Origin of the sequence: Shewanella alkalitolerans (assembly GCF_019457575.1) — a bacterium.
GTDB lineage: Bacteria > Pseudomonadota > Gammaproteobacteria > Enterobacterales > Shewanellaceae > Shewanella > Shewanella loihica.
On sequence record NZ_CP080422.1, the window covers coordinates 2,983,346 to 3,006,630 of the forward strand.

Here is a 23,285-nt window from a genome sequence, read left to right on the forward strand (position 1 = left end):
CGCCCGCTTAAGGCTTGATCTGCTCGTCACCAGGCGTCGCTGGCAAAGGCTCATCGACACGCTTGACGGTCAGGGGCTCATCGCCGTCCAGTAGCTCATCATAGCCCTTGGGCGGCGGCGTCCAGCCCCGCTCGCTCATGGCATACTTATCGTTTCTATCCCTGGCCATGGCGGCCTTGATGGTCTCTTCCAGCTCGATAAACAGCTTGCGATAGTTGTTATCGAATCGCTCGCCGCTGCTGTCATCTTTCCAGGCGCCATAGAGCATGTCGGAGCTGCGCTTCTCGATGCGCTTAAAGGTGTTCTTCTGCTGCTCCACATGGAAGGGATGAAAGCCGAGACACTTCATGGCGTCGGCTCCCAGCTCAAGGGCCGAGAGCAGGGTCTCCTTCTGAATGAAGTCGGCACCTGCATCCCGCAGCAGATAGGCATGACCGCGGTCGAACGCCCGGGCGAGCACCTTGACCTTGGGATAGGTATGCTTAACATACTTCACCAGCTCCACCGCACTGTCGCGATTATCCATGGCCACCACCAGCAGGGAGGCTTCCTCTATCCCCGCCGTATGCAGCAGGTCCGGGCGGGTCGCATCACCAAAATAACTCTTCACATTGATGCGCCGCAGCATATCCACCTGGCTAATCTGATGATCCAGCACCACAGTCTTGATGCCATTGGCGCTCAGCAGACGATTGATCACCTGCCCGAAGCGGCCGACGCCCGCGATGATCACGCTGCCGTGCTCATCTATGGTGTCTGCCTCGCGATCCGCCTTGGCGCTGCGATACCTGGGCTCAATAAAACGCTCAAACAGAATAAACAGTCCTGGGGTCAACATCATGCTCAAGGCCACCACCAATGAGAGCTTCTGCGCCAGCTCGCCGGGCAGCACATGATTTTGCACGGTGAAACTGAGCAGCACGAAACCAAACTCCCCCGCCTGGGCCAGGCTGAGGGCGAACAGCCAGCGATCGCTTTTGCCTATCTTGAACACTGGCGAGATCAGCAAGAGCACCAAGGCCTTAAGCACTATGATCCCCAGAGTCAGCCCCAAGATGAGACCGAGGTCCTGCCACAGTATGCCAAAGTCTATGCCGGCACCGACTGTGATGAAGAAGAGCCCCAACAGCAGCCCCTTGAACGGGTCGATATTGGACTCAAGTTCATGGCGAAACTCACTGTTGGCCAACACCACGCCCGCCAAAAAGGTGCCTAATGCAGGCGAGAGCCCCACCAGACTCATCAGGGCAGCGATACCTATCACCAACATCAGCGCCGTGGCGGTAAAAATTTCCCTCACCCCGGATGAGGCCACGAAACGAAACAGGGGACGGCTCAGGTAGTGACCGCCCACCACTAAGATGGCGATAGCCGCGACGATCACTATGGCGTAGGCCCAGGGCGGCAAGCCGGCCACCAGACTTATCTCTTCGTGCTTGGTCGCCACCTGAGTCGCCGCCTGCTGCGCCTGCTCCACCAGCTCCGGCAGGGCCAACAGTGGGATAAAGGCCAGCATGGGGATCACCGCGATATCTTGAAACAGCAACACAGAGAAGGCGTTTCGGCCACCATCGGTGCGATTGAGTCCCTTCTCGTTAAAGGTTTGCAACACGATCGCCGTCGATGAGAGCGCGAAGATAAGGCCTATGGTAAAGGCGATGCTCCACTGCACCTCGAAATAGAGCGCAATGGCTGCCACGGCGGCCGTGGTCAGCGTAAGTTGCAAGCCACCCAGCCCCATCAGGCGATTCCGCATGGCCCACAGCATCTTAGGTTCGAGCTCGAGTCCCACCACAAACAGCATCATCACCACACCGAACTCGGCAAAGTGCTGAATGACTGAGGTCTCCTCCCCCACCAGGCCGATAACAGGCCCTATCACCACCCCTGCGATCAGATAGCCAAGCACAGAACCTAGGCCAAAACGCCTGGCCAGGGGCACGGCGATCACGGCGGCAACCAGATAGATAAAGGCTTGCAGGAAATAGTTAGTCATGGCGCTTACCCCGTGATTATCTGATCAAGATGGCCGTTTAACCTCTCAAGCTTGGCAGCCAGACGACGATTGAGCTTGCCCGCTACCAGGGCGGTGAGCAGCTCGCGCCACTCCTCAAGGTGCTGTGCCATCAGGCCATCTTCGACGGCGGTGCGGGCACCAAACAGGGCGAACGGCGGCAGGTAACGCATACCGGTAAGGCTGGCGGTCTGCTCCAGCGGCGCCAACAGCTGTCTGAGGGTGAAATGATTGTAACCCTCGGCCTGATAGGCCTCCTCCTTGCCCCCGGCCGTGATGGCGCAGAAGAAGCGCTTACCCTTGAGTGCATTGCCATCCGTGCCATAGGCAAAGCCATATTCCAGCACCAGGTCTTGCCACTCCTTTAGGATGGCGGGCGTGGAATACCAGTAGAGGGGAAACTGAAAGATCACCACATCATGGGCCAGCAGGCGCTGCTGCTCGCGCTCGATATCGATATCAAATTCGGGATACTCGCCATAGAGATCCACAGTGGTGACACCGGGTATCGTCTTGGCCAGTTCAAACAGGGGCAGATTAACTTCAGATCTATGTTGGGAAGGATGCGCCAATAACAGGAGTACGGCTTGTTGTGGCTCTGACATGAGGATCCATTCTCGAGGGTGACGCGTCGGGTGAATACCGGGCGCTAGGTCTAGATAAAATAGCGCCTAACACCTTGTTCTTCAAGCGCAGCCAGCGCGAGTCTGAGCAATTTTTTCCGTTTAGCCTGTTATGTGCCAGGTCTGTTATTTGCCAGGGCGGTTATGTGCCAGTGCGTTATATACCAGGTCTGTTATTTACCAGGCTGTTACGTCCCGAGAGCCTAGCAAGGTTATTCGGGAGTGCGGTAGAGGTACAGACTAACCCCGTCATCCTCGTAGCAGTCTATCTGCTCCATACCCGCCTTCTCCAGCACTCGGCTGGAGGCGATGTTTTCCACCATCACCTCGGCATAAACGCAGGCTATGCCTAATGTCTCTCTGGCGTAATTGAGGCAGGCGGTAACGGCCTCGGTGGCCAGCCCCTTGCCCCAATACTCGGGCAACATGCGATAGCCGATATCCACCCCGCCCTGTCCGCGGTTGAGCAGCGGCTCATGCTTGACGCCGCAGAAGCCGATCAGCTCATTGCTCTGCTTATGGATCAGCGCGTAACGGGCATAGCCTGGGTCGCGATAACCTGCGAGCCAATAGTTCTCTATGACATACCTGGCATCATCCAGGCTCTTGACCGCATCCTCATCGCCGGTATAACGCACCACCTCAGGATGAGAGGAGAAACGGTACACCGCCTCTGCATCCTCCATCACAAACTGGCGCATGGTGAGCCTGGGCGTCTCTATCAGAGTAGGCGCTACGCCCGTATCCGCTTTAGTCATTGTCCTCGGCATCCTTGTACTCATGCTCCCAGGGGGTGATAGCGCTCATATCATGGAGATCATAGGGGGTCAGCTGGTAGACATAGTAGTTAAGCCAGTTGCTGACCAAGAGACTGCCGTGACCATGCCAGCGGGCGACCGGCGCCTGGCTGGGATCATCGCCGCGAAAATAGTTTTTCGGCACACTCGGGTTAAGGCCTTCGGCGAGATCCCGCTGATACTCATCCTTCAGGGTGGATTTCTGATATTCGGGATGACCCATCACAAACAGGTTGCGGTTATTGCGGCTCAGCACCAGGTAGGCGCCCGCCTCGTCGGACTCGGCCAGCACCTGCAGCTCCTTGTGAGCCTTGAGATCGGCCACCTCCATCTCGGCAAAGCGGGAATGAGGCGCGAAGAACTCATCGTCGAAGCCCCGCAGCAGCGGAAAATGTTTATGGGTGCGCTGATGATTAAACACCCCGGAGCGCTTGGCCGAGAGCAGCTTACGCTGCAGACCATAGAGGTGATACAGAGCCGCGTGGGCCGCCCAGCAGAGAAACAGCACCGAGGTCACATGGTGCTGGGACCAGTCGATGATCTCGCGAATATGATCCCAGTAGGTCACCTCTTCAAACTCTATCTGCCCCAGCGGCGCGCCCGTGATGATCAGGCCATCGTAATTCTTATGGCGCACCGCCTCGAAATCACGATAGAAGTTGTTCATGTGATCGATTGAGGTGTGCTTGGAGACCTTGTCGTGGATGCGCAAAAGATCCACATCCACCTGCAAGGGGGTATTACCCAAGAGGCGAAGCAACTGAGTCTCAGTCTCTATCTTGTTTGGCATCAGGTTGAGGATCAGCACCTTCATGGGTCTGATATCCTGATTGGCCGCCCGGGTCTCGGACATGACAAAGATATTTTCTGATTCGAGAATTTCCGCCGCTGGCAGATTATCGGGAATTTTTACCGGCATACCGCGCCTCTTTCGACCTGGTTAACAGAGCCCCACAACTGGCTAGGTGTCGCAAGCGGCGCGGTGTCTCACCTTAACCGCCGACGCGCTGCACTAGCACAGAGATAGGCGCACTATCGCCTAAATCTATGGGGTAGGATTGAGTATTGATAAACATCAGCTTGCCATCCAGGGTGATCTTGGCGCCCACGCTATAGGTGTGTCCCGCCTCGAACTGATCCCTCGGGATGACAAAACCAAAGGGTGCCGGCGTGGTCACGTCGTCGCGATCGAAGGCCGCTAACACCACGGCAGGCGCATCCATCTTAGACACGTCCTGGATCTGCACCGACAGCACAGCCTGGGGTGGTAAGGCGATTCGCTCCTTAAACCAAACCTCCCCCTGGATCTCCACGCTGGCATTAGGGGTTGCACAAGCCGTCAACAGGCCCGCACTCATCGCCACTGCCGCTAGGGGTTTTAACCATCTGTTCATACTCTTGCTCCTAATCATACATCAAGACTTCTGGATGTCCATATGTCTATACTATAAATCTTGTTCTCTATCAGAGATCTTCATATCATAGGCGAACCATTTATTGAGAAATAGCCTCATGTCTCAAGCTACTGCAATAATTGTGGGCGCCAGCTCACTCGTTAGTCGTGAAATTGCCAAACAACTTGCCGAGCAAGGCGTCGAACTGGCCCTACTGGCACAAGATACCGAATCCCTTAAGGAATTTTCCCAGTCTCTGCCCACCCAGGTCAGCCTACATGAGCTGGCGATAGAGAGACCAAAGGATATCATCGCCACCCTGGAAAGCGTCTGGCAGCAACTGGGCGGCGCCCATCTGGTGATCGTCAATACCGGCCTCAATGGCTATGACGCCTCCCTGCCCTGGCAACTGGAACAGGATATCGTTACCGTCAATGTGCAGGGCTATAGCGCCATATGCAATACGGCATTCAGACTATTTGTCGATCAGGGCTATGGCCAACTCGCGGCCATCAACTCCATCGCCGGACTAAGAGGCGGCCCCAGCGTGGCCTATCATGCCTCCAAGGCCTATGCCAGCAGCTACCTTGAAGGACTAAGCATGCATGCCCAGCGCCTCAAGCTGCCGATCACCATTAGCGATCTTCAACTCGGCCTGCTGGACAAGGCGGCCATGCAGCAGAGCCGTCTCTGGCTATCACCGCCCCATGAGGTAGCGCACCAGGCACTCAAGGCGATGCAGAAAGGTAAGCGCCGCGCCTACATCACCAAGCGTTGGCGTCTGGTAGCCTGGTTAACCAAGCTGCTGCCGGAGTTTATCTACAACACCCGTCACTGGCGCACTAAGGAAGAGCGCAAGGCGGCCAGAGCGGCCAAGAAGGCGCAATAGGCCAAAGAAAGCAGAAAGTTAAAAAGCAGACATGAAAAAAGGAGCCGATTGGCTCCTCTTTATTTTCGATATTTAGCGAGATTAGAAGGTGTAACCTACGCTCACCATGTAAACCCAAGGGTCGATATCGGTTTCGATGCTAACCGCTTGACCGGCAAGCTTGAAGTTCACATCGGTATTGATCTTGGCGTACCACACTGAGGCGTTAACCAACCAGTTCTTGTTCACTTGGTAGTCGATACCCGCTTGCGCCGCTAAGCCCCAAGAGTTGCTTAGGCTAAGGTCGGTCAATGCACCATCGAGGTCATTGGTAAATTCACTGTCGAAGAAGTTAGTGAAGTTCACACCGGCACCGATATAAGGACGCAGCTTAGAATCCGCCGAACCAAAGTAATATTGAGCCACTAAGGTAGGTGGCAGGTGCTTGGTCTCGGCAATTTTACCAACGCCTTTTAGCGATACGTCATGGCTAAAAGGGGTAGCGGCCAACAACTCGATACCAATGTTGTCGGTCAGCATGTAACCGAAGTTCAGACCCAGCTGCGTATTGCTGCTGATGTTGAATTCGCCAAAACCAGCGACATCTTCGCTCGACTCATTAGGGGCAACAACAACACCACCGGCACGAACGATGATGTCACCAGCTTGGTGAGCAGAAGCGGCAAATCCAGTAGACAGTAGGGCGGCAGCGATCAGACCTGAAACGATAGTTTTTTTCATCATACTACTCCATTAATACAACAGTTAACGTTGTTTTTATTATCAAAATCCTTACATTTGCGCGTATCCTGCCAGATAGACATCAAGAAGTTCTTGATCCAAATCAATAAGCCAGAGTAATACCCCTTTTTGTATAGCTAGGCGCGATCCAGATCACAGCAAATAAACAAATATTGATAATGCCCCTTTAATTTCCGTGACCCATATCCGCATCGATCACTTGTTGATCAACCAAACCGATCTCGGCCAAATTCAATCATTAACAATCTGATAACATGATATAAAATGGCGCTGCATTTAAGCATACGTCTCTTAAAAAACTGCTGAGGGAAACTTTGCGAACGGGAGAAGTGAGCAAGCAATACCGGCCTAGAGACGCACAGCAAATTTGGCTGGTATAAGATGGTGGGGTTAGCGCATCAAGCTGACCGGGTAACTTTGATAGCCTGGGGCGGCGCAAGGAATATGGCGCGAGACATACACCGCTAGGAATACGGCGCTATGAATAAGCCGCTAGAAATACGCCACTAATAATAAGAGGCGCCTGTTTTCGCAGCTTCGAGATGGCAAAGCTAAGGAGACACTTTTTAGATGACACACTCTAAATGCCAAGCTCGAGATGACACGCTTGAGATGCCACTATCTAGATGACACGCATAAGATAACGAACCTCAGATAACAATCCCTAGCTGCCCCCCTTAGATAACAAAAATAAGGCGGTTATGCTGAGAGACCCGGCTTGAGACTATAAACTCAAATTGACTAGACTCGGCTAACCTGCCGCAGAGATGGCGAATATGAGACACAGTATCGCCAGGCTGAGCAGTACCAGGCTGGCAAACAGGGGTTCCTGAGCTTCAGGATCCTGCCAACTAGCATGCAGCCAACTATTATGCTGCTCACGCTGATCCTGAGATCCAGTGCCCTGCACTTCGGCGCCGGGCAAGCTACCGATAAGATGATGACTGCCGATAAACTGCATCTGTTCTTCCTTGATTTGTTATTATTATCACCTCACCCTATTGGATAAAATATATTTAATCAAGGGTCATATTAGGGCGCCTGGCTGAAATTTACTCAAGTTAATAGATATAAGAGCAAAGACGACGCCCGACATGAGGAGATAACTTGAAGCAAAAATCGGGTGATAAATTAGAGGCAAAATAAGGGCATAAAAAAGGAGCCCTGAGGCTCCCTTATCTGTTCGTTAACTGCTTGGCTTATTTGACCAGCTTATTTGACCAGCTTCATCACCACTTCCGTGGTGTATTTGCCATTGTTGATCACCGGGAACCTGTCGTAGGTCTGGAAGATCACCTTACCCTGATACTGGATCATGGCGACCACACCATAGTTGACGCTCTTGTCTATGGTCTCGCGGGCGAAGGCAAACTTGAAGGGCACAGGCGCCCTGGCGATATCGAAGCTCTTCTGGGCAATAATGGCACCCGGGGTGTCGAGATCGATCACCGCTATGGTAATGCTACTGCCTTGCGGCAGGTTAATCTTCTCCAGATAACCGGCGGCGCCGTTGACGAAAATCGGTGGCTCAGGTTCTACCGTCACACAACCCGCCAACATAATAAGCAGTAAAGACGCCAATATGGCTTTCATTTTCATCTTCATCACATTCAACCTTTCACTCACTGTTCGTTTATCCCTGTGTTAATCGAATCAAGCCTTCCTGGGTCGCCGAGGCCACCAACTCACCACTCTGGGTGTAAAACTCGCCGCGCACAAAGCCGCGTCCGCCACCGGCATTAGGGCTATCTATGCTATAGAGCAGCCACTGGCTGAGATCCAGCGGACGGTGGAACCACATGGCATGATCTATGGTGGCCATGCGCATGCCAGGGGTTAAGAAGGAGACGCCGTGGGGCTGCGCCGCCGTCACCAGGAAATTAAAGTCAGAGGCGTAGGCCAGCAGATACTCATGCACCGAGAGATCCTTGGGCACCTTGCCATTGGCGCGGATCCACACATGCCTGATGGGCTCGCTCTGGTTGGGTTCCATAGGATTACATGGATTAACCAGGCGCATCTCAAGCGGCGAGTCCGCCATAAACTTCTCCAGCACCTTGCGAGGCACCTTGTCCCTCAGGGTCGAGGCCAGCTCCTGCTGATTGAGCAGGCCCTCAGGGCCCGGCACATCCGGCATCTTGCTCTGGTGATTTAACCCTTGCTCCGGCTTCTGGAAGGAGCAGGTCATGTAGAAGATGGGTCTGCCCTTCTGAATCGCCTTCACCCGGCGGGCACTAAAGCTGCCGCCGTCTCGCATATTTTCTACGTCATAGACTATGGGTTGTTTCTCATCACCGGCGCGCAAGAAATAGGAGTGGAAGGAGTGTACCTGACGTTCGCTGTCGACGGTTTGCGCCGCGGCGCTAAGGGCCTGGCCCATGACCTGTCCGCCAAACACATGGCCGAAGCCCAGATCTTGGCTCTGACCCCGATAGAGGCCTACCTCTATCTGTTCCAGCGATAAAAGGGATAACAGATCATCTAACACCTGACTCATGCAACCTCACCGATAACTCATCAATATTGGTCGTCAAGCTTACCTTAGATTCCCCTTATCTTGCTAGGGCAGTTAAACTTTCCTGGTGGTTCCTGCGGCAATTTGTCACCGATTCGCCATCTCTTCGTTATCTCTCCATTATCTGGGCCTACTCTATATCCACGTGGTGCTCGGCGGCGCTGCGTCTCGCCCAGGCGGTCACCTGCTCTTCGCCAGACTCATGAAAATGATAGGGCTGAGCCCGGTACAGCTCATCCCAGCGCTGAGCAATCACCTCGGGCTTGCAGCCATCTTCCACTATACGCAGCGGCTGAAACTCGACAAACATCCCGTGGCTCACACTACCGGCCGCAGCCAGCAGGTGCTGACCGCTGCAGGCCCTCGATGAGCAGAGATACAGCAGTGTGGCATTGACCGAAGAGGTACTAAACAGCGGCTTCACCAGAGGGCTGAGATGATGCGCCGTCATGGCGGTTAAGGCCTGTGGCACCAGGGTATTGACCGAGATATTGTAGTCGCGCCCCTCCTTGGCCAGGCTGTTGACCAGGCCGACGAGCGCCATCTTGCTGGCACTGTAGGAGGTTTCATGCATGTCGCCATAGAGGCCGCTGGCCCCGGCCGTCATGACGATACGGCCATAGTTTTGCCGTTTCATCTGCGGCCACACCAACTTGGTCAGATGGAAACTGCCGTTGAGATCCACATCCAGCTGCCGCTGCCATTGCTCGAAACTCAGGCTATCGAAGGAGACTGGCGCGTGGATGCCAGCGTTATTGATAGCGATATCTATGCGCCCCCAACGCTTGAGTACCGTCTCTATCGCGCTCTTTAGGGCCTGACTGTCGGTAACATCCAACTGGAAGCTAAGGCAGTCGGCGCCCAGTTCGGCCAGGGTACGGGCGGTCTTGTTGAGCCCTGCGCCTGCATAAGTCTGGCAGCGACTATCGCCGCAGCCCGAATCGATAATGGCCAAGCGCGCCCCGCGCTCGGCTAAGGCGATCGCATAGGCTCGTCCTAAGCCAGCCCCCGCTCCTGTGACGACAGCAACCTGTTCATCAAAACGCATCATCCTGATCCTTGTCTCTCGCCGCCGAAACGCCCTAATTAAGCCAAGTGCTAAATTTATAAAACCTATATAAATTAATTAGATAAGCTTAAAACATTCCCAGCAGAATCTCACAGTCAGACAGCTATAACAGCACATGTCTGGCAAGAGTTCTTTGAGGCTGGCAACAGATTTGAAGGAAAGGCGCCGCAAAGATGTGCGCCGCGTCAAAATTACACAAAATTTTAACAATACGTTTAAGCTTTATTAAAGGCTCTGAGTATTAGGCTAAAGCTCCCAGAAAAATAAAACGAGGCTGTTCACATAATGCTAATGCAAGCGCTTCATCGACTTGGGCTTTTTTGCTATGCTTGGGCTATATTTTCGAGCCTAGCTCAGTCCCTACCTAATAATTACGAACGCAGATAATGAATCCCTGGATCCTGGCGACACGCCCACGTACTCTTCCCGCAGCCATTGGCCCTATCTTAGTCGGTAATGCCCTTGCCCTGTCACTGACACAATTTAGCTGGCTCATCGCCGCAACTTCAATGTTGTGCGCCCTGCTGCTGCAGATCGCCGTTAACCTGGCGAACGACTACTTCGATTTTAAGAGCGGTATCGACACCGAGGAGCGACTCGGCCCGGTGCGCGTCACCCAGAGTGGCCTGCTCGACCCAAGCAAGGTACGCAACGCCATGATCGCCTGTCTGCTGCTGGCGCTGCTGGTGGGCTCGCTGCTCATCTATCATGGTGGCTGGCCCATCGCCATCCTAGCCGCGGCTTCCATCCTGGGCGCACTGGGTTACAGTGGCGGCCCCTACCCGCTGGCCTCCCATGGTCTGGGTGAGGTTGCCGCCTTTATCTTCTTCGGCCTGGTCGCCGTGGTGGGCAGCTATTACCTTCAGGCCCATGACACCAGTGTCGCCGCCTGGATCTTAGGCAGCGCCATCGGCCTGTTTAACGCCGCCGTGATGCTGGTAAACAACACCCGCGACATCCCAACAGATGCCAAGGCGGGCAAGCGCACCCTGGCGGTTAAGATAGGTGAAGGTCAGGCCAGAGTCCTGTATCAGGCGCTTGTCTATCTGCCGTTCGCCCTCGTCATTGGCGGTTTTCTGCTTGGGACCTTACCCGGCCTGCCTGTGCTGCTCGGTGGCCTGTCGCTAGTCCTGGCGCGCAAACTCAACAGCGAATTTAGCCAAACCTCGGGGGCGGCGTTAAACCCGCTGCTGGGACGCACGGCGAAACTCACGGTGATCTTCAGCGCACTGTTCAGCCTGGGACTCGCCTTAGCCTAAAGCGGGAAACCGACATAGCCATAAAAAATGCCAGCAGCTGCTGGCATTTTTTATGGCGAGTCATCACACAATTTAGAGGCAGTATTCGCTCCCGTCTTTCGAGGTGAACTCTTTACAGTGTTGATCTGCCTGACCCGTGACCAGGCTGGTCCAGGTACGCTGACAAGGGCTCTGCTCGCTATTGACGATAGTCATCAGCGCCGCCTCGACTTGTACATCGTTGATACCGGCCAGATCGTGACGTCCCTGCTCGCCGCGGCGATCCAGCGCGATCTCGATATGGAAACCGTTATTTTTCAACACCAGAGAGCTTGGCTCGCACTTATGACCAGAGAGGGCCACAAACTGCTTGGGCTGTGCCAGACCACTCTGGCTGCCATCGGCGAAGAAGGCCAGTAGCTGCTTGTAGTAGATCACATAGCTGCAGACATCCTGGTGAGAGCCCTGACTCAGTGGAAAGTACTGATCCAAGATCTGCTTGGCATAGGTCATGCCATCTTGTTGCATCTGAGGTGCCAGCGCATTGTTTCCGTTAATCTGTGTCATAGGCATTACCTGCTTGATGAAGTTGTAAATACTCTGGTCAAGTTGTTCTGTCTGTATATTCATCGCCTCATCCCTCTCACTTATGCTATCTATCGCTATGTTTGACTCGCTGATGACATCTTTGCCCTACAGCTTTAAGTGGCGCTCTAAGGGATTTGTCGCTTCCCCGATTGCTTAATTTGTAGTCTAGCGGCTTTTTCATTACAATTTCACAATAGAAATTTCACAGTGTGAATTTTACAAAATGAAGACCAATAGCAGCTTGATGAGAAAATCGCATTTCCTGGGCACTAAGATACGCAATCTCAGGAAACGTAATAATCTAACCATGGAAGACCTATCGGCCCGCTGTGTCAGGGTGGATGCGGATTCGGCGCCCTCTGTCTCCTACCTCTCCATGATAGAGCGCGGCAAGCGCGTGCCCAGTGCCGGCATGTTGGCGGTGATCGCCGCCGTGTTTCAAAAGGAGGTGGATTGGTTTCTCGACGACGCTCCCGAGGAGCAGGCGATCACCCCGGTCAAGGGGTCTCGCGGCGGGATCAGTGGCATGGCGCTGGAGCCAAGCTTCCTGTTTTCCAACGAGATATTGCAGATCGCCATCCCTGAGATGCTTTCCCAGACAGGGATCAGCGGCCGGCAATTTGCGCACCTGCTGATCCGCGCCCATCAGGAACATCATCAGAATCATTTTCCCGATCTCGAGCGCGCCGCCGAAGAGGTGGGGCTCAAACGCATGCCCCTGAGCCTCGATGATCTGCTGGCCATAGTCCAGCGTCTCGGTCTGGTGGTGAAATGGTTTACCCGCGCGCCCAAGGCGATCCGCGAAGAGGCGGGCGCCGGCAAGCAGCACATCATCACCTCCTATTTCGAGCAGCCCAACAAGATCTGCCTCAACCAGCTACTCAACCAGCATACCCGCCGCCTCAAGTACGACCTGGCGGTCCATATCGGCCACAGCGTGCTGCACAATAAAGACGGTTTAAAAAGTATCATGGTGGCCGGACGCAGCCATGGCACCAGCCTGGTGGATGAGGCGGACAATCGTGGGCAATCCTCGACAGTGGACGCCCAGGATATCCTGCATGCCTGGCGGGACTTCGAGTCCAGCTTCTTCGCCGGTGCCCTGCTCTGCCCTAAGGTGCCGTTCAGGCAGCTGCTCGACCGTCACGGCTATGAGATTGATGTGGCCAAATTGGTGGATGTCTCCCCCTCGGTGGCTATGCGCCGCATGACGGCGGTCTCCCCCTACAGCCACTGGCACTATTTCGATGCCTATTCGCCCGGTAAGCTCAAGGCCGTGTATCGCGGCAACGGTATTCCCCTGCCCTGGGGCAACATGCGCAAGGTGGAAGATCCCTGCCAGCACTGGGCGGTGTTTAGGATGATCAACGCCTCGACTCAGGGCTCTTCGGCGCAGATCTCCATCCTGGATGTGGCCAACGAGCCCAAGATCTACTGCTGCGAATCAATTCGGGTGAAAGACCTGGCGGGCAATCCCCATGTGCTCTGCGCCGGTATCGACCTTAACCCGGCCATCGAGGCCCAGGGCGGCGATGCCAACCAGGTAGCGCAGCAACTCAAAGAGGTCTGTGTGGACAATGGCGGCTCGGCGCCCCTGCCCAGCAACATCAAGACGGATATCAAGCGTGTGGCCAAGATCCTCAACATCAACTGGGTGGAGCGCGGCATCGACAGCGAGGCTAGGCTCATCTGTTCCCGTGGCGCCAACTGTCCGCGCAAGCCAAGCTGCTACGAGAGCGGTGGCTGTCAGGGCTAGGCGACCACAGCGCCGAGATAAAAAAAACGCTAGTCAATCGCTAGCGGTTTTTCTTTTCTATTGAAGCTTAATGAAGCACTAGAGCTTCTCCAGCGTGCGCTCGCTATGGCTCCAGTTGAGGTGATATTTCTCACCGGCGGGCTTGTCGATACGCTCGAAGGTATGGGCGCCGAAGAAGTCCCGCTGACCTTGCAGCAGATTGGCCGGCAGGGTCTCGCTGCGGTAGCTGTCGTAGTAGGCCAGCGCCGAGCCGATACAAGGCACGGGCACGCCGCTCATGATGGCCCTTGCCACCGCGCGGCGCCAGTCTTGCTGCTTGGCCGACAAGGCCAGGCTAAAGGTCTCGGCCATCAGCAGGTTGTCGAGAGGCTCACCCACCTTCTGCGCCTCTTGATAGGCCTGGGTGATCGATTGCAGGAAGGTGGCGCGAATGATACACCCGGCGCGCCAGATCTTGGCGATTTCGGCAAAATCCAACCGCCAGCCGCGCTCCTGAGCATTCATCGCCATCAGCTGGAAACCCTGGGCATAACAAGCGATCTTGGCGCAGTAGAGGGCGTTTTCCAGCTCATCGATAAAGGCAGCGCGCTCATCACCGCTCAATGTCAGCGGCTCGGGGCCAGCCAGCAACAGGCTCAGCTGCTGACGCTGTTGCTTCTGGGTGCTCACCGCCCTGGCGTATACAGCCTCGGCGATAGTCGGCGCAGGGCAGCCAATCTGCAGACTGCTGACTGCGGTCCAGAGACCGGTGCCCTTCTGACCCGCCTTATCCAGAATCATCTCCACCAGCGGATTACCGGTTAGGGGATCGGCCTGTGACAGCACATCGGCGCTGATCTCCATCAGGTAGCTATTGAGACTGCCATGGTTCCAACGCGCGAAGATCTCACCCACCTCGGCGGCGCTCAGCCCAAGACCATCGCTCAGCAGCTGATAGGCCTCGCAGATCAACTGCATGTCGGCGTATTCGATGCCGTTATGCACCATCTTCACATAGTGACCGGCGCCTGCAGGACCTATGTAGGTGGTGCATGGCTCGCCCTCGGTCACAGGGTTACCCGGCTCTTGGCGCTCGATGGGCAGGCCTGTCTTAGGGTCTACCTTGGCGGCAATCGCCTCCCAGATGGGCTTGATTCTGTCCCAGGCCTTGATGTCACCGCTCGGCATCAGAGAGGGCCCGAAGCGGGCACCCATCTCGCCGCCTGAGATGGCGCAGCTAAAGAAGATAAACTTGTCTTGATATTGGGCTTCGCGGGCCACGGTATCTGTCCACAAGCTGTTGCCCGTATCCACCACGATATCGTCCTGCTCTATCCCGGCCTCAAGCAGGGCATTACAGACGCCATCCACCGGCGCACCGGCAGGAACCGACAGGACCAACACCCGAGGTTTTGCGAGACTGGATAACATTTCTGAAAGATTGCTACATCCTAGGATGCGCTGGACTTGATCGGCAGGGCGCTCTTTTTGCTCCTGCTCAAGCAGGGCATCTCGCTTGGCTGAGTCGAGATCGAAGGCGGCGACGCGGTAGCGATTGTCGGCAATGTTAAGCGCCAGATTTTTGCCCATAACGCCTAGGCCTATCACGCCTATGTCGAGGAGGTCTGAGTGATTTTGCATGAGATTTTTCCCCATGGGAAACTGAGATTGTCAACACCTATCCTTTATTATAGTCTGGACTATCTGAGTCAAATCATAAGCTTAAATCGCTCAATTGCTTCAACTGCGAGCCACATAGTCGATAGGCACGAAATTGGTCGCGATTATACAAAAGTTGGTAAGTTAATTACTAGGAAAAGTCCAGGCTTACTGGCCGCTGTGCAGAACAGTGTTTTCTTATTTAAAAGGTAGCGCCATCAAGCACCTGAATAGCTTGCTGAATCGACTATTTCTGGTTGAGCTCATGGGTCAGGGTCAGACAAACTTGCCTTAGCTGTTCCAGCTCAATGTCCGACACGCTCACCTTCTCCAGCAGCTGCTGCTTCAGCGCCAGCGCCTCTTGCTTTAGGGCCTCGCCGGCCTGAGTCACCTGAATCACCTTCTTGCGCTCATCCCGGCTGTCCACATGACGCACCACCAGCCCCTTAGCCTCCAGGCGCTTAACAATAGGGGTTAAGGTGCCGAGATCCAGCCGTGTCGCTTGGGAGAGATCCGTTAGGCTAGCGTTATCTTTGAGCCATAGCGCCTGCATCGCCAGGTATTGCGGATAGGTCAGATCGCACTCTTGCAGCAAGGGACGATAGGCACGCACCAAGGCATTGGCGGCGGTATAGAGGGCGAAGCAGACATTATCCGACAGGCATTGCGCCCCTTCAGTTTCTACTGCTGTCTCTGCTTCACTCATCTGCTTACTCATAGTCTTACCCATCTATCTGACTTAACTGTTACTCAACTTTTGCTCAATGCGCTACCGCTTAATGTGCAACTTAATGACTTAACGCCTTATGACTTAATGCGCTACGACTTAAGATTTCAGCGCCTTGCTCGCTTGTGCTAGCTGCCTCAAGCTTTAGGGCGGCTATCTTAACAGAATTCAGGGGCAAGGAGCGGACATTAAAAACACATTACTTTGCGCACAAAGCATTTGCATTGTACTCAATTTGTTTGTAGAGTCTACCACAATTAGTTAGCGCACAAAGCAAAAAGAGGTTAATTCCATGCAAGCACAAGAGATAACACTGGCCAGCCGCCCCGAAGGCATGCCAACCCAAGCCAACTTTGGCCTTAAGCAGGTCGAACTTCCGGCGCTCAAGCCGGGCGAATTCCTGGTCAAGAACCTATGGATGTCGGTCGACCCCTACATGCGCGGCCGCATGATAGACAGAGAGAGCTATATCGCCCCCTTCGCCCTGGGCGAAGTGCTGGAAGGCGGCGCCATAGGTGAGGTAATCGAGTCGAACCATGATGGCTTCCCCGTGGGCAGCAAGGTCAGCAGCATGAAGGGCTGGCGCAGCCACTATGTCACCGACGGTGCAGATCATACCCTACTACCGGACACTCCTTTGTCTGAATCTCATTTCCTCGGCGTCATGGGCATGCCTGGCATGACCGCCTGGACCGGCCTTAACCGTATCGCCCAGCTGAAGGAAGGCGAGACCCTGTTTGTCTCGGCCGCCTCGGGCGCGGTGGGCAGCGTCGCCTGTCAGCTAGGCCTCTTGATGGGCGCCAAGGTGGTTGCCTCGGTCGGCTCGGATGAAAAAGCTGAGGCCCTCAAGGCGATGGGAATCGAGCAGGTGATCAACTACAAGACCACACCCAACCTGAGTCAGGCGTTGAAGGACACCGCGCCACAAGGCGTTGATGTCTATTTTGAAAACGTCGGTGGCGAGCATCTGGCCGCGGCACTGGACAACATGAACGACCATGGCCGTATCGCCGTATGTGGCATGATCGCCCAGTACAACGACACTAAGCCGACCCCGGGCCCAAGCAACCTGGCCTATATCATCATGAAGAAGCTCAGAGTCGAAGGCTTTATCGTGTTCGAGCACTGGCAACACTATGGTGAGTTCGCCAAGCAGATGGGTCAGTGGCTGGCCAGCGGTAAGGTTAAGGCCGAGCAGACCATCTACGAGGGACTCGACAACGCTCCGGCGGCCTTTATCGGCCTGTTCGAAGGCAAGAACCGCGGTAAGATGGTGGTTAAGCTGTAGGCATTCACCTCACAAGATAACGCCACAAAGACCGGCTCCATTGGGCCGGTCTTTTTTACCTTTATACAACAAAGTCTTGGGTATTTAAGCCACGCCATACACAAAGGCGACACAGGCTTACAAACTCATGATACTTATCTAAGTGCCCAGCGAGTACATTGCCCTCAACCAATGAAAACCTTCAAAGTGGAGTGAGCAATGAATTACCTTCCCTTAGCCCTAGTTGCCCTTGGCAGCATCAATCTGGCCCAGGCCGCCGAGTCGGACACCTATATCAGCAATGGTCAGGTCTATCACAGCAGAGGCTGGGTGGTCGAGTTTGGCGCCGGCTATAACTCAGACATCATCAAAGAACAGAAGAACGACTACAAATTTGCCTTCGGCGACCACAACCGCTTCGGCCCCCGCGTGAATGTGGGCTACCACGGCGATCGCTTCAACGCAGATCTGGACAAGGGCATCAACTACCGCCTCTATGGTAAAGACAGAGACGCCATTACCTTCAGCACCTATCTGACAGGTAACGGCCTCTGGCTCGATAAAGATGTGTCTAAGGTGCTGGCCGGCATGGAAGAGCGTCGTATCAGCGTGGATCTGGGCCTGAACATGGATATCAAGGTGGGGCCGCGCGGCGTCCTCTCCACCAACTTCCAGCACGATATCAGTGGCGAATATAAAGGCTATGTGGCGGGTGTGCGCTATCAGCAGATCCTCAACCTCGGCCGTCTGGATCTGGTGCCGTTTGTGGGGGTGAGTTACAACAGCGCCAAGTTTAACGATCACTACTTTGGCGTCAGCAAGAAAGAGGCTCTGCCTAAGCGTGCGCAGTACGAGGCTAAGGCTGGCGTTAACTATGACATTGGCTACCAGCTGATACTGCCGCTCTCGAGCAACTGGCGCATTACCCAGCAGACCAGCTACACCCGCCTGAGCAAGGAGATTGCCGACTCGCCCATTACCGATTCACGCAATCAGTGGTCGGCCAACCTGATGGCGAGCTACCGTTTCTAAAATTTGGAAAAATTAGGCCTAAACCCCGCTCGGCCTAAGGGCAAAGGATCTGCCCAGCTTATTTGAAGCAAGAGAAACTCCCTGGAAAGAGACTTCCTGTAAAATAAGCTCCCTGCAAAAGAAAAAAGCCTGCATCAAGCAGGCTTTTCATCTAACATGCGCTTTATCCCTGTTTGGATAAGCGTCATCTGGAACCCAAGGGCTATTTCAATTTCAGCAGGCCAATCAGCACGCAGATGACGCCGCCGACCATGCCGGCCCAAGCCTCTATGGGGGTGTCGCCGTTAACCGCGCGGGTGATCTGCGAACTGGTAGAATCGTAGATGTTGTAGCCCCACCATACCAAGGCCACGCCGATAACCAACAGGACAATCCCTAAATACTTACTCTTCATTTCCCCAACCTCTTGAAAAACAATCTTGGTCCCAGCATACGACAGCTTAAAGCCATATTTCAATGACAGGATTTGCGCCTCAAGATTTATCGCGCAAAACTTACGGCTGAAACCCTGAGCAGGCTTTGATCCCTCGGCAATCGCCCATGACAGACCCCTGCTAATACAGGGGGCTAATACAAGGGGCTAATACAAGGGGCTAATACAAGGGGCTAATACAAGGGGCTAGCAGCCTTCATCTATAAGAGCCAGCTAGAAGACTAGCGTCATGCTCTGCCCCTGTGTTAGGGCCTGCCAATGGCGGGTAAGCTCGGTGATCTCATCGATTATCAGCCTGAACTCATGCTCACTCACTAGGGGAATGGCTAGCCCTCGCTGCTCACAGCTCTGGGCCAGCAGATAACAGAAGCCCTCGTAGTTGAGTTCCTGCGACCAATAGAGCGACTGCAGTGCCTCCACCATAGATTCTGTCTGCCACACCTGGGTCTTATCGGCTATCTGCCTCGACAGCTGATTATGCTCCAGGGTAAAGCTGATGTTGGCGCCGGCCTTTAGCTGACCATAGAAGGCGCCGCCTATGCCCAGGGTCTTCTCCACCACGTAATGGATCATGTCGTGGGGCGCGATTCCCTGCTCCGGCATCTGAGTCTCGGTGCGACTGGCGTCCTTTCGCACGCAGCAGAGCCTGCCGTAGCGGCCATCTCCCTTGATAAAAATCACTTCCATATTTAATGCCTCACTCATTCCTTACAAAATAGCGCCTTACTCGTCGCTCACAGCTATGTCCGCTTCCAGCCTGACCCTCTGCTCCTCATGCTCGGAGAGTAGCTCACCATTCGGGCTGAATCGGCGCCATATACCGACCTTCTCGCCATCTCGGTATTGCCCCTCTACGGCAAGCAGACCACCGCGGAAATATTCGCGATAGCTGCCCTCTAGCTTGTCATTACGGTAGTTTTTCACCTGCTCCAGGCTGCTATCATCATAAAAACGTGTCCAGGTGCCAACCTTACTGCCTGCCGCATAATATTCGATGCACTCCTTGGCGCCATTCTCGTAAAACTCGGTCACCTCACCGTGGAGCTGACCCGCCTTGAAGTATGCGATCCCCTGCAAGATGTCGGTATCCTGAAAATAGGTGCGCCACTCGCCCTCTTCCTTGTCTTCGACCATGGTGCCTTCTACCACCACCTTGCCGAAGCTGTATTGCTGCCACAGGCCGTCACGCAGGTCGTCCACATAATGGATGCGATTCCTTAATCTGTCTGGATCCCAGTAACTCGTGCTCCAGCCGTTACGCTTGCCCTGGCGATATTCGATGGACTCAGACAGCAGGCCTCCCTCGAAGCCATAGTGTTTTTCTGTGCCCTGTTTCAGCCCATCTTGATAGGGGATCTCCTTATTCAGGGTGCCATCTTCCAGATAGACACGGGTAACACCCGTTATCTGACCATCGACATAATGCGTGATCGCCTGAACCGTACCGCTCTCATAAAAGTCCTGCAGCTCGCCGTTAAGCTTGCCTTGACTGAGCATGGCTTGCTGTTTTAGCCAGCCTTCATCGCCGAAAAATTTCGCATTCCCACTATAGGGCTCGGCCTCACCACGCAGATGAAAGCGGCCATCGATCTTTTCAAGCTTCTCGAAGTCAACATAGTCTTTAGTGAATGCCACCATTTTCACGCTAAGCCCCACAGCGCTCAGCACCACTAACGCCACGGCAACGATACCCGCCAGTAATCCTTTCGCCTTCATCCCTTACTCTCCACTTCCCTTACTCTCCACTTCCCTTACTCTCAACTTCCCTTACCAAGATCCTTTTCCTCACTCCTTGACCAACTTGCGCTTCGCCAGGTTTTCCCCAGACCTTTCTAAAACCAGGAGGCCGCGACTCATAGGCTGCGCCGAATACCCCGCTATGTTCGATAGATGAGTCTATTTTGGCAAGTATTTTCATAGGTAAATCTATGAATATTAGCGGTTTGGCTATTTCGTTTGTGATCTTATTTAAGCCACTAACTTAAGCTCTGCGACTAAGCCATTACTTTATGCCATTACTTTAAGCCATTTCTTTAAGACAGTACTTAAAGCCATAAGCGCAGACCAGACGCCCGCAAGTAGCGAGAAGCATGCAACAAAAAAGGGCCCTGGGGCCCTTTTTAATAACGAGTCGGCGACACGCTAGACGTGGGCGTCGGCGTAACCCATGCGGGTCAGGGCGTTGCGCACCAGCTCTAGGGTGTAGGGATCTTCTATGGTTGCCGGCATCTTGAACTCTTGATTGTCGGCAATCTTACGCATGGTGCCGCGCAGTATCTTACCCGAGCGCGTCTTAGGCAACTTAGGCACGGCGCTCACCAGCTTAAAGGCGGCCACGGGGCCAATCTGCTCACGCACCAGGGCGATCAGCTCCTTGTAGAGCTGCTCGTCGCTGAGATCGCAGCCTTTCTTCAGCACCACCAGACCCAGCGGCACCTGCCCCTTGAGCTTGTCGTCCACCCCAATCACCGCCGCCTCGGCCACCGCCTCATGCTGACACAGCACCTCTTCGAAGCGTCCTGTCGACAAACGGTGACCGGCCACATTAATGATGTCGTCGATGCGGCTCATGATATAGAGATAGCCCTCATCATCCATATAGCCAGCATCCCCTGTGAGGTAATATCCCGGATACATGGAGAGGTAGCTCTCCTTGTAGCGTCCCTCGTTTTGCCACAGGGTCGTCAGCGTGCCCGGCGGCAGCGGCAGCTTGATCACCACGTTGCCCGACTGATCCGGCGCCACGATATCGCCCATCTCATCGAGCACCTGCACATCATAACCAGGCACTGCCTTGGCAGGTGAGCCGGCCTTAACCGGTACCGGCGCCGTGCCCATCAGGTTGGCGGCGACCGGCCAGCCGGTTTCCGTCTGCCACCAGTGGTCGATCACCGGCTTGTCGAGCTGCTGCTCGGCCCAGTGCAGGGTATCGGGATCGCAGCGCTCGCCGGCGAGGAACAAAGTGCCGAGACAGCTAAGGTCCACATCCTTAAGGTAATCGCCCTCGGGATCGTCGCGTTTGATGGCGCGGATCGCCGTCGGCGCGGTAAAGAAACTCTTCACATTATATTTGGCTATGGTGCGCCAGAAGATACCGGGATCCGGCGTGCCCACAGGCTTACCCTCGAACAGCACCGTAGTAGCGCCAACCAGTAAGGGACCATAGACAATATAGGAGTGCCCAACCACCCAGCCCACATCCGAGGCCGCCCAGAAGACATCTCCCGGCTCGATATCATAGATATGCTTCATCGACCAGGCGAGTGCTACCGCATGGCCGCCATTGTCCCGCACCACCCCTTTAGGCTGCCCCGTGGTGCCCGAGGTATAGAGGATATAAAGGGGATCGGTCGCCTCTACCGTCTGACACTCGATATTTGGTGCATCGGCCATGGCCCCCAGCCAGTCGACATCACGGCCATCGACTAAGTCTGCTTGCAGCTGAGGACGATTGAGGATCACACACTGCTCCACCTTGTGAGCGGCCTGCGAGAGCGCATCGTCCAGCAGCGGCTTGTAGGCCACCACGCCCGACGGCTCAACGCCGCAGGAGGCGGAGAGGATCATCTTTGGCTTGGCATCATCGATTCGGGTCGCTAGCTCGTTGGCGGCGAAACCGCCGAACACTACAGAATGAATCGCGCCGAGTCGCGCACAGGCCAGCATGGCATAGGCGGTCTCTGGCACCATGGGCATATAGATGATCACCCTGTCGCCTTTGACCACGCCCTGGCTAGCCATGTAGCCCGCCAATCGGCTCACTTGGGCCTGCAGCTCGTTGTAGGTGATCCCATATTCTGTGCCCGTAATCGGGCTCACATATTGAATCGCCACCTGCTCGCCGCGCCCGGCCTCTACGTGTCTGTCGACCGCGTTATAACAGGTATTGAGCTGCCCGCCGCTAAACCAGCGATACATAGGTGCCTGACTGTCATCGAGTACCCTGTCAAACGTCTTGTCCCAGGCTAAGGCCCCGGCGGCCTCGCCCCAGAAGGCGTTAGGATTATCGATAGATTCCTGGTGTAACTGATTATGCAAATCCTTCATGTGATCTTCTCCGAATGACATGCGCCCGCCACTCACGGTCGACATATCGGCTTCCCCTTCCATACGATTTGGCTTATGCGCCATAGATCACATTATGGAGCCAAGTTGCACTTTTCCCATTAGACCTTTGCATAAGGAAGGTGCGAACAAGTCCCCTGTGTGCTCTGCGTCGGCTTACAGGCCTGAATGCAAGGCGTGGTTCGCGGCAAATGGCCTAAGTCCTTTGCAAGAAGCACAACACAGCAGTCTGACCTGTAAACTACGCCCTTCGGGGCTTTCACAGCAACCGGCTCTCTGCGTTATCTGACTTTGCCAGGCCCCGGCATGCCTTCAGTCAGACGCCTTGAACGCCAATCGCTGTGTAAGCCAGAGTGCCACGAGGACTTATGCGCAACTTCCCTTACCTCACCCCAAACCCGCGGCTGGCGGTTATTTCACCAGTTTTCCGTGCGATTTTTACAGCCAAATGGACCATTAGCGCCACCTAAAATCTTTACCTTTACGTAAACTTCATATA

Annotated in this window: 22 protein-coding genes; 5 read left to right on the forward strand and 17 right to left on the reverse strand. The window is 54.7% G+C overall.

The window, feature by feature from the left end; all coding sequences use genetic code 11:
* Window positions 1-7: 7 nt before the first annotated feature.
* The 5 genes from K0J45_RS13110 to K0J45_RS13130 all read right to left on the reverse strand — a co-directional run bounded on the left by K0J45_RS13110 (window position 8) and on the right by K0J45_RS13130 (window position 4,828).
* Window positions 8-1,996 (reverse strand): monovalent cation:proton antiporter-2 (CPA2) family protein, encoded by a 1,989-nt coding sequence (locus K0J45_RS13110; RefSeq protein WP_220042884.1) that lies wholly within the window; start codon window positions 1,994-1,996, stop codon window positions 8-10.
* A 5-nt stretch (window positions 1,997-2,001) separates the two neighbouring features.
* Window positions 2,002-2,619 (reverse strand): NAD(P)H-dependent oxidoreductase, encoded by a 618-nt coding sequence (locus K0J45_RS13115; protein ID WP_220042885.1) that lies wholly within the window; start codon window positions 2,617-2,619, stop codon window positions 2,002-2,004.
* A 230-nt stretch (window positions 2,620-2,849) separates the two neighbouring features.
* Complete coding sequence (locus tag K0J45_RS13120) at window positions 2,850-3,395, reverse strand: GNAT family N-acetyltransferase (protein ID WP_220042886.1); 546 nt, start codon at window positions 3,393-3,395, stop codon at window positions 2,850-2,852.
* Window positions 3,388-4,353 carry a homoserine O-acetyltransferase MetA gene (gene metA, locus K0J45_RS13125; protein ID WP_220042887.1) on the reverse strand — a complete coding sequence of 322 codons (966 nt, stop codon included), beginning with the start codon at window positions 4,351-4,353 and terminating at the stop codon, window positions 3,388-3,390. The genes K0J45_RS13120 and metA overlap by 8 nt, the downstream gene beginning before the upstream one ends.
* A 73-nt stretch (window positions 4,354-4,426) precedes the next feature.
* The gene (locus K0J45_RS13130; protein WP_220042888.1) at window positions 4,427-4,828 is read right to left on the reverse strand and encodes a YbaY family lipoprotein; all 402 of its coding nucleotides are present in this window, start codon (window positions 4,826-4,828) and stop codon (window positions 4,427-4,429) included.
* 118 nt (window positions 4,829-4,946) lie between these two features.
* Here K0J45_RS13130 and K0J45_RS13135 point away from each other — a divergent pair, with 118 nt between their 5' ends.
* Complete coding sequence (locus K0J45_RS13135; RefSeq protein ID WP_220042889.1) at window positions 4,947-5,717, forward strand: SDR family NAD(P)-dependent oxidoreductase; 771 nt, start codon at window positions 4,947-4,949, stop codon at window positions 5,715-5,717.
* An 81-nt stretch (window positions 5,718-5,798) separates the two neighbouring features.
* Here K0J45_RS13135 and ompW read toward each other — a convergent pair whose 3' ends face one another.
* The 5 genes from ompW to K0J45_RS13160 all read right to left on the reverse strand — a co-directional run bounded on the left by ompW (window position 5,799) and on the right by K0J45_RS13160 (window position 10,021).
* Window positions 5,799-6,440, reverse strand: coding sequence for an outer membrane protein OmpW (ompW, locus tag K0J45_RS13140; protein ID WP_011866351.1), 642 nt, complete (start codon window positions 6,438-6,440; stop codon window positions 5,799-5,801).
* 769 nt (window positions 6,441-7,209) lie between these two features.
* The gene (locus K0J45_RS13145) at window positions 7,210-7,419 is read right to left on the reverse strand and encodes a hypothetical protein (RefSeq protein WP_220042890.1); all 210 of its coding nucleotides are present in this window, start codon (window positions 7,417-7,419) and stop codon (window positions 7,210-7,212) included.
* Between the two features lie 251 nt (window positions 7,420-7,670).
* Window positions 7,671-8,063, reverse strand: coding sequence for a YbaY family lipoprotein (locus tag K0J45_RS13150; RefSeq protein ID WP_220042891.1), 393 nt, complete (start codon window positions 8,061-8,063; stop codon window positions 7,671-7,673).
* Between the two features lie 28 nt (window positions 8,064-8,091).
* Entirely contained in the window at window positions 8,092-8,955 is an 864-nt protein-coding gene (tesB, locus tag K0J45_RS13155; RefSeq protein WP_011866353.1) for an acyl-CoA thioesterase II, read from the reverse strand.
* 148 nt (window positions 8,956-9,103) lie between these two features.
* Window positions 9,104-10,021, reverse strand: coding sequence for an SDR family NAD(P)-dependent oxidoreductase (locus K0J45_RS13160; RefSeq protein WP_220045307.1), 918 nt, complete (start codon window positions 10,019-10,021; stop codon window positions 9,104-9,106).
* A gap of 407 nt (window positions 10,022-10,428) precedes the next feature.
* Between K0J45_RS13160 and K0J45_RS13165 the strand changes: the two genes are divergently transcribed.
* Window positions 10,429-11,301 carry a 1,4-dihydroxy-2-naphthoate polyprenyltransferase gene (locus K0J45_RS13165; RefSeq protein ID WP_011866355.1) on the forward strand — a complete coding sequence of 291 codons (873 nt, stop codon included), beginning with the start codon at window positions 10,429-10,431 and terminating at the stop codon, window positions 11,299-11,301.
* 72 nt (window positions 11,302-11,373) lie between these two features.
* On the opposite strand, the gene K0J45_RS13170 is transcribed toward K0J45_RS13165, so the two are convergent.
* Window positions 11,374-11,910 (reverse strand): aldolase/citrate lyase/malate synthase family protein, encoded by a 537-nt coding sequence (locus K0J45_RS13170; protein WP_220042892.1) that lies wholly within the window; start codon window positions 11,908-11,910, stop codon window positions 11,374-11,376.
* 181 nt (window positions 11,911-12,091) lie between these two features.
* Here K0J45_RS13170 and K0J45_RS13175 point away from each other — a divergent pair, with 181 nt between their 5' ends.
* On the forward strand, window positions 12,092-13,624 hold the full coding sequence (locus K0J45_RS13175; RefSeq protein ID WP_220042893.1) for a DUF3612 domain-containing protein: 1,533 nt from the start codon (window positions 12,092-12,094) through the stop codon (window positions 13,622-13,624).
* A gap of 78 nt (window positions 13,625-13,702) precedes the next feature.
* On the opposite strand, the gene gnd is transcribed toward K0J45_RS13175, so the two are convergent.
* Window positions 13,703-15,244, reverse strand: a complete 1,542-nt coding sequence (gnd, locus tag K0J45_RS13180) for an NADP-dependent phosphogluconate dehydrogenase (protein WP_220042894.1) — start codon at window positions 15,242-15,244, stop codon at window positions 13,703-13,705.
* Between the two features lie 265 nt (window positions 15,245-15,509).
* Complete coding sequence (locus K0J45_RS13185; protein WP_220042895.1) at window positions 15,510-15,980, reverse strand: MarR family winged helix-turn-helix transcriptional regulator; 471 nt, start codon at window positions 15,978-15,980, stop codon at window positions 15,510-15,512.
* A gap of 301 nt (window positions 15,981-16,281) precedes the next feature.
* On the opposite strand from K0J45_RS13185, the gene K0J45_RS13190 reads away from it, so the two are divergent.
* Both K0J45_RS13190 and K0J45_RS13195 read left to right on the forward strand, forming a co-directional pair.
* Complete coding sequence (locus K0J45_RS13190; RefSeq protein WP_220042896.1) at window positions 16,282-17,277, forward strand: NADP-dependent oxidoreductase; 996 nt, start codon at window positions 16,282-16,284, stop codon at window positions 17,275-17,277.
* 198 nt (window positions 17,278-17,475) lie between these two features.
* Entirely contained in the window at window positions 17,476-18,288 is an 813-nt protein-coding gene (locus K0J45_RS13195; protein WP_220042897.1) for a MipA/OmpV family protein, read from the forward strand.
* 202 nt (window positions 18,289-18,490) lie between these two features.
* Here the strand turns inward: K0J45_RS13195 and K0J45_RS13200 are convergent, their stop codons facing one another.
* From K0J45_RS13200 to K0J45_RS13215, 4 genes are all read right to left on the reverse strand, one after another.
* Window positions 18,491-18,682, reverse strand: a complete 192-nt coding sequence (locus K0J45_RS13200) for a DUF3185 family protein (RefSeq protein WP_220042898.1) — start codon at window positions 18,680-18,682, stop codon at window positions 18,491-18,493.
* A 252-nt stretch (window positions 18,683-18,934) separates the two neighbouring features.
* Window positions 18,935-19,408 (reverse strand): cytoplasmic protein, encoded by a 474-nt coding sequence (locus tag K0J45_RS13205; protein ID WP_220042899.1) that lies wholly within the window; start codon window positions 19,406-19,408, stop codon window positions 18,935-18,937.
* Between the two features lie 36 nt (window positions 19,409-19,444).
* Window positions 19,445-20,437, reverse strand: coding sequence for a toxin-antitoxin system YwqK family antitoxin (locus K0J45_RS13210; protein ID WP_220042900.1), 993 nt, complete (start codon window positions 20,435-20,437; stop codon window positions 19,445-19,447).
* A 426-nt stretch (window positions 20,438-20,863) separates the two neighbouring features.
* Window positions 20,864-22,768: a propionyl-CoA synthetase gene (locus tag K0J45_RS13215; protein WP_220042901.1), complete on the reverse strand. Its 1,905-nt coding sequence runs from the start codon at window positions 22,766-22,768 to the stop codon at window positions 20,864-20,866.
* Window positions 22,769-23,285: the final 517 nt, after the last annotated feature.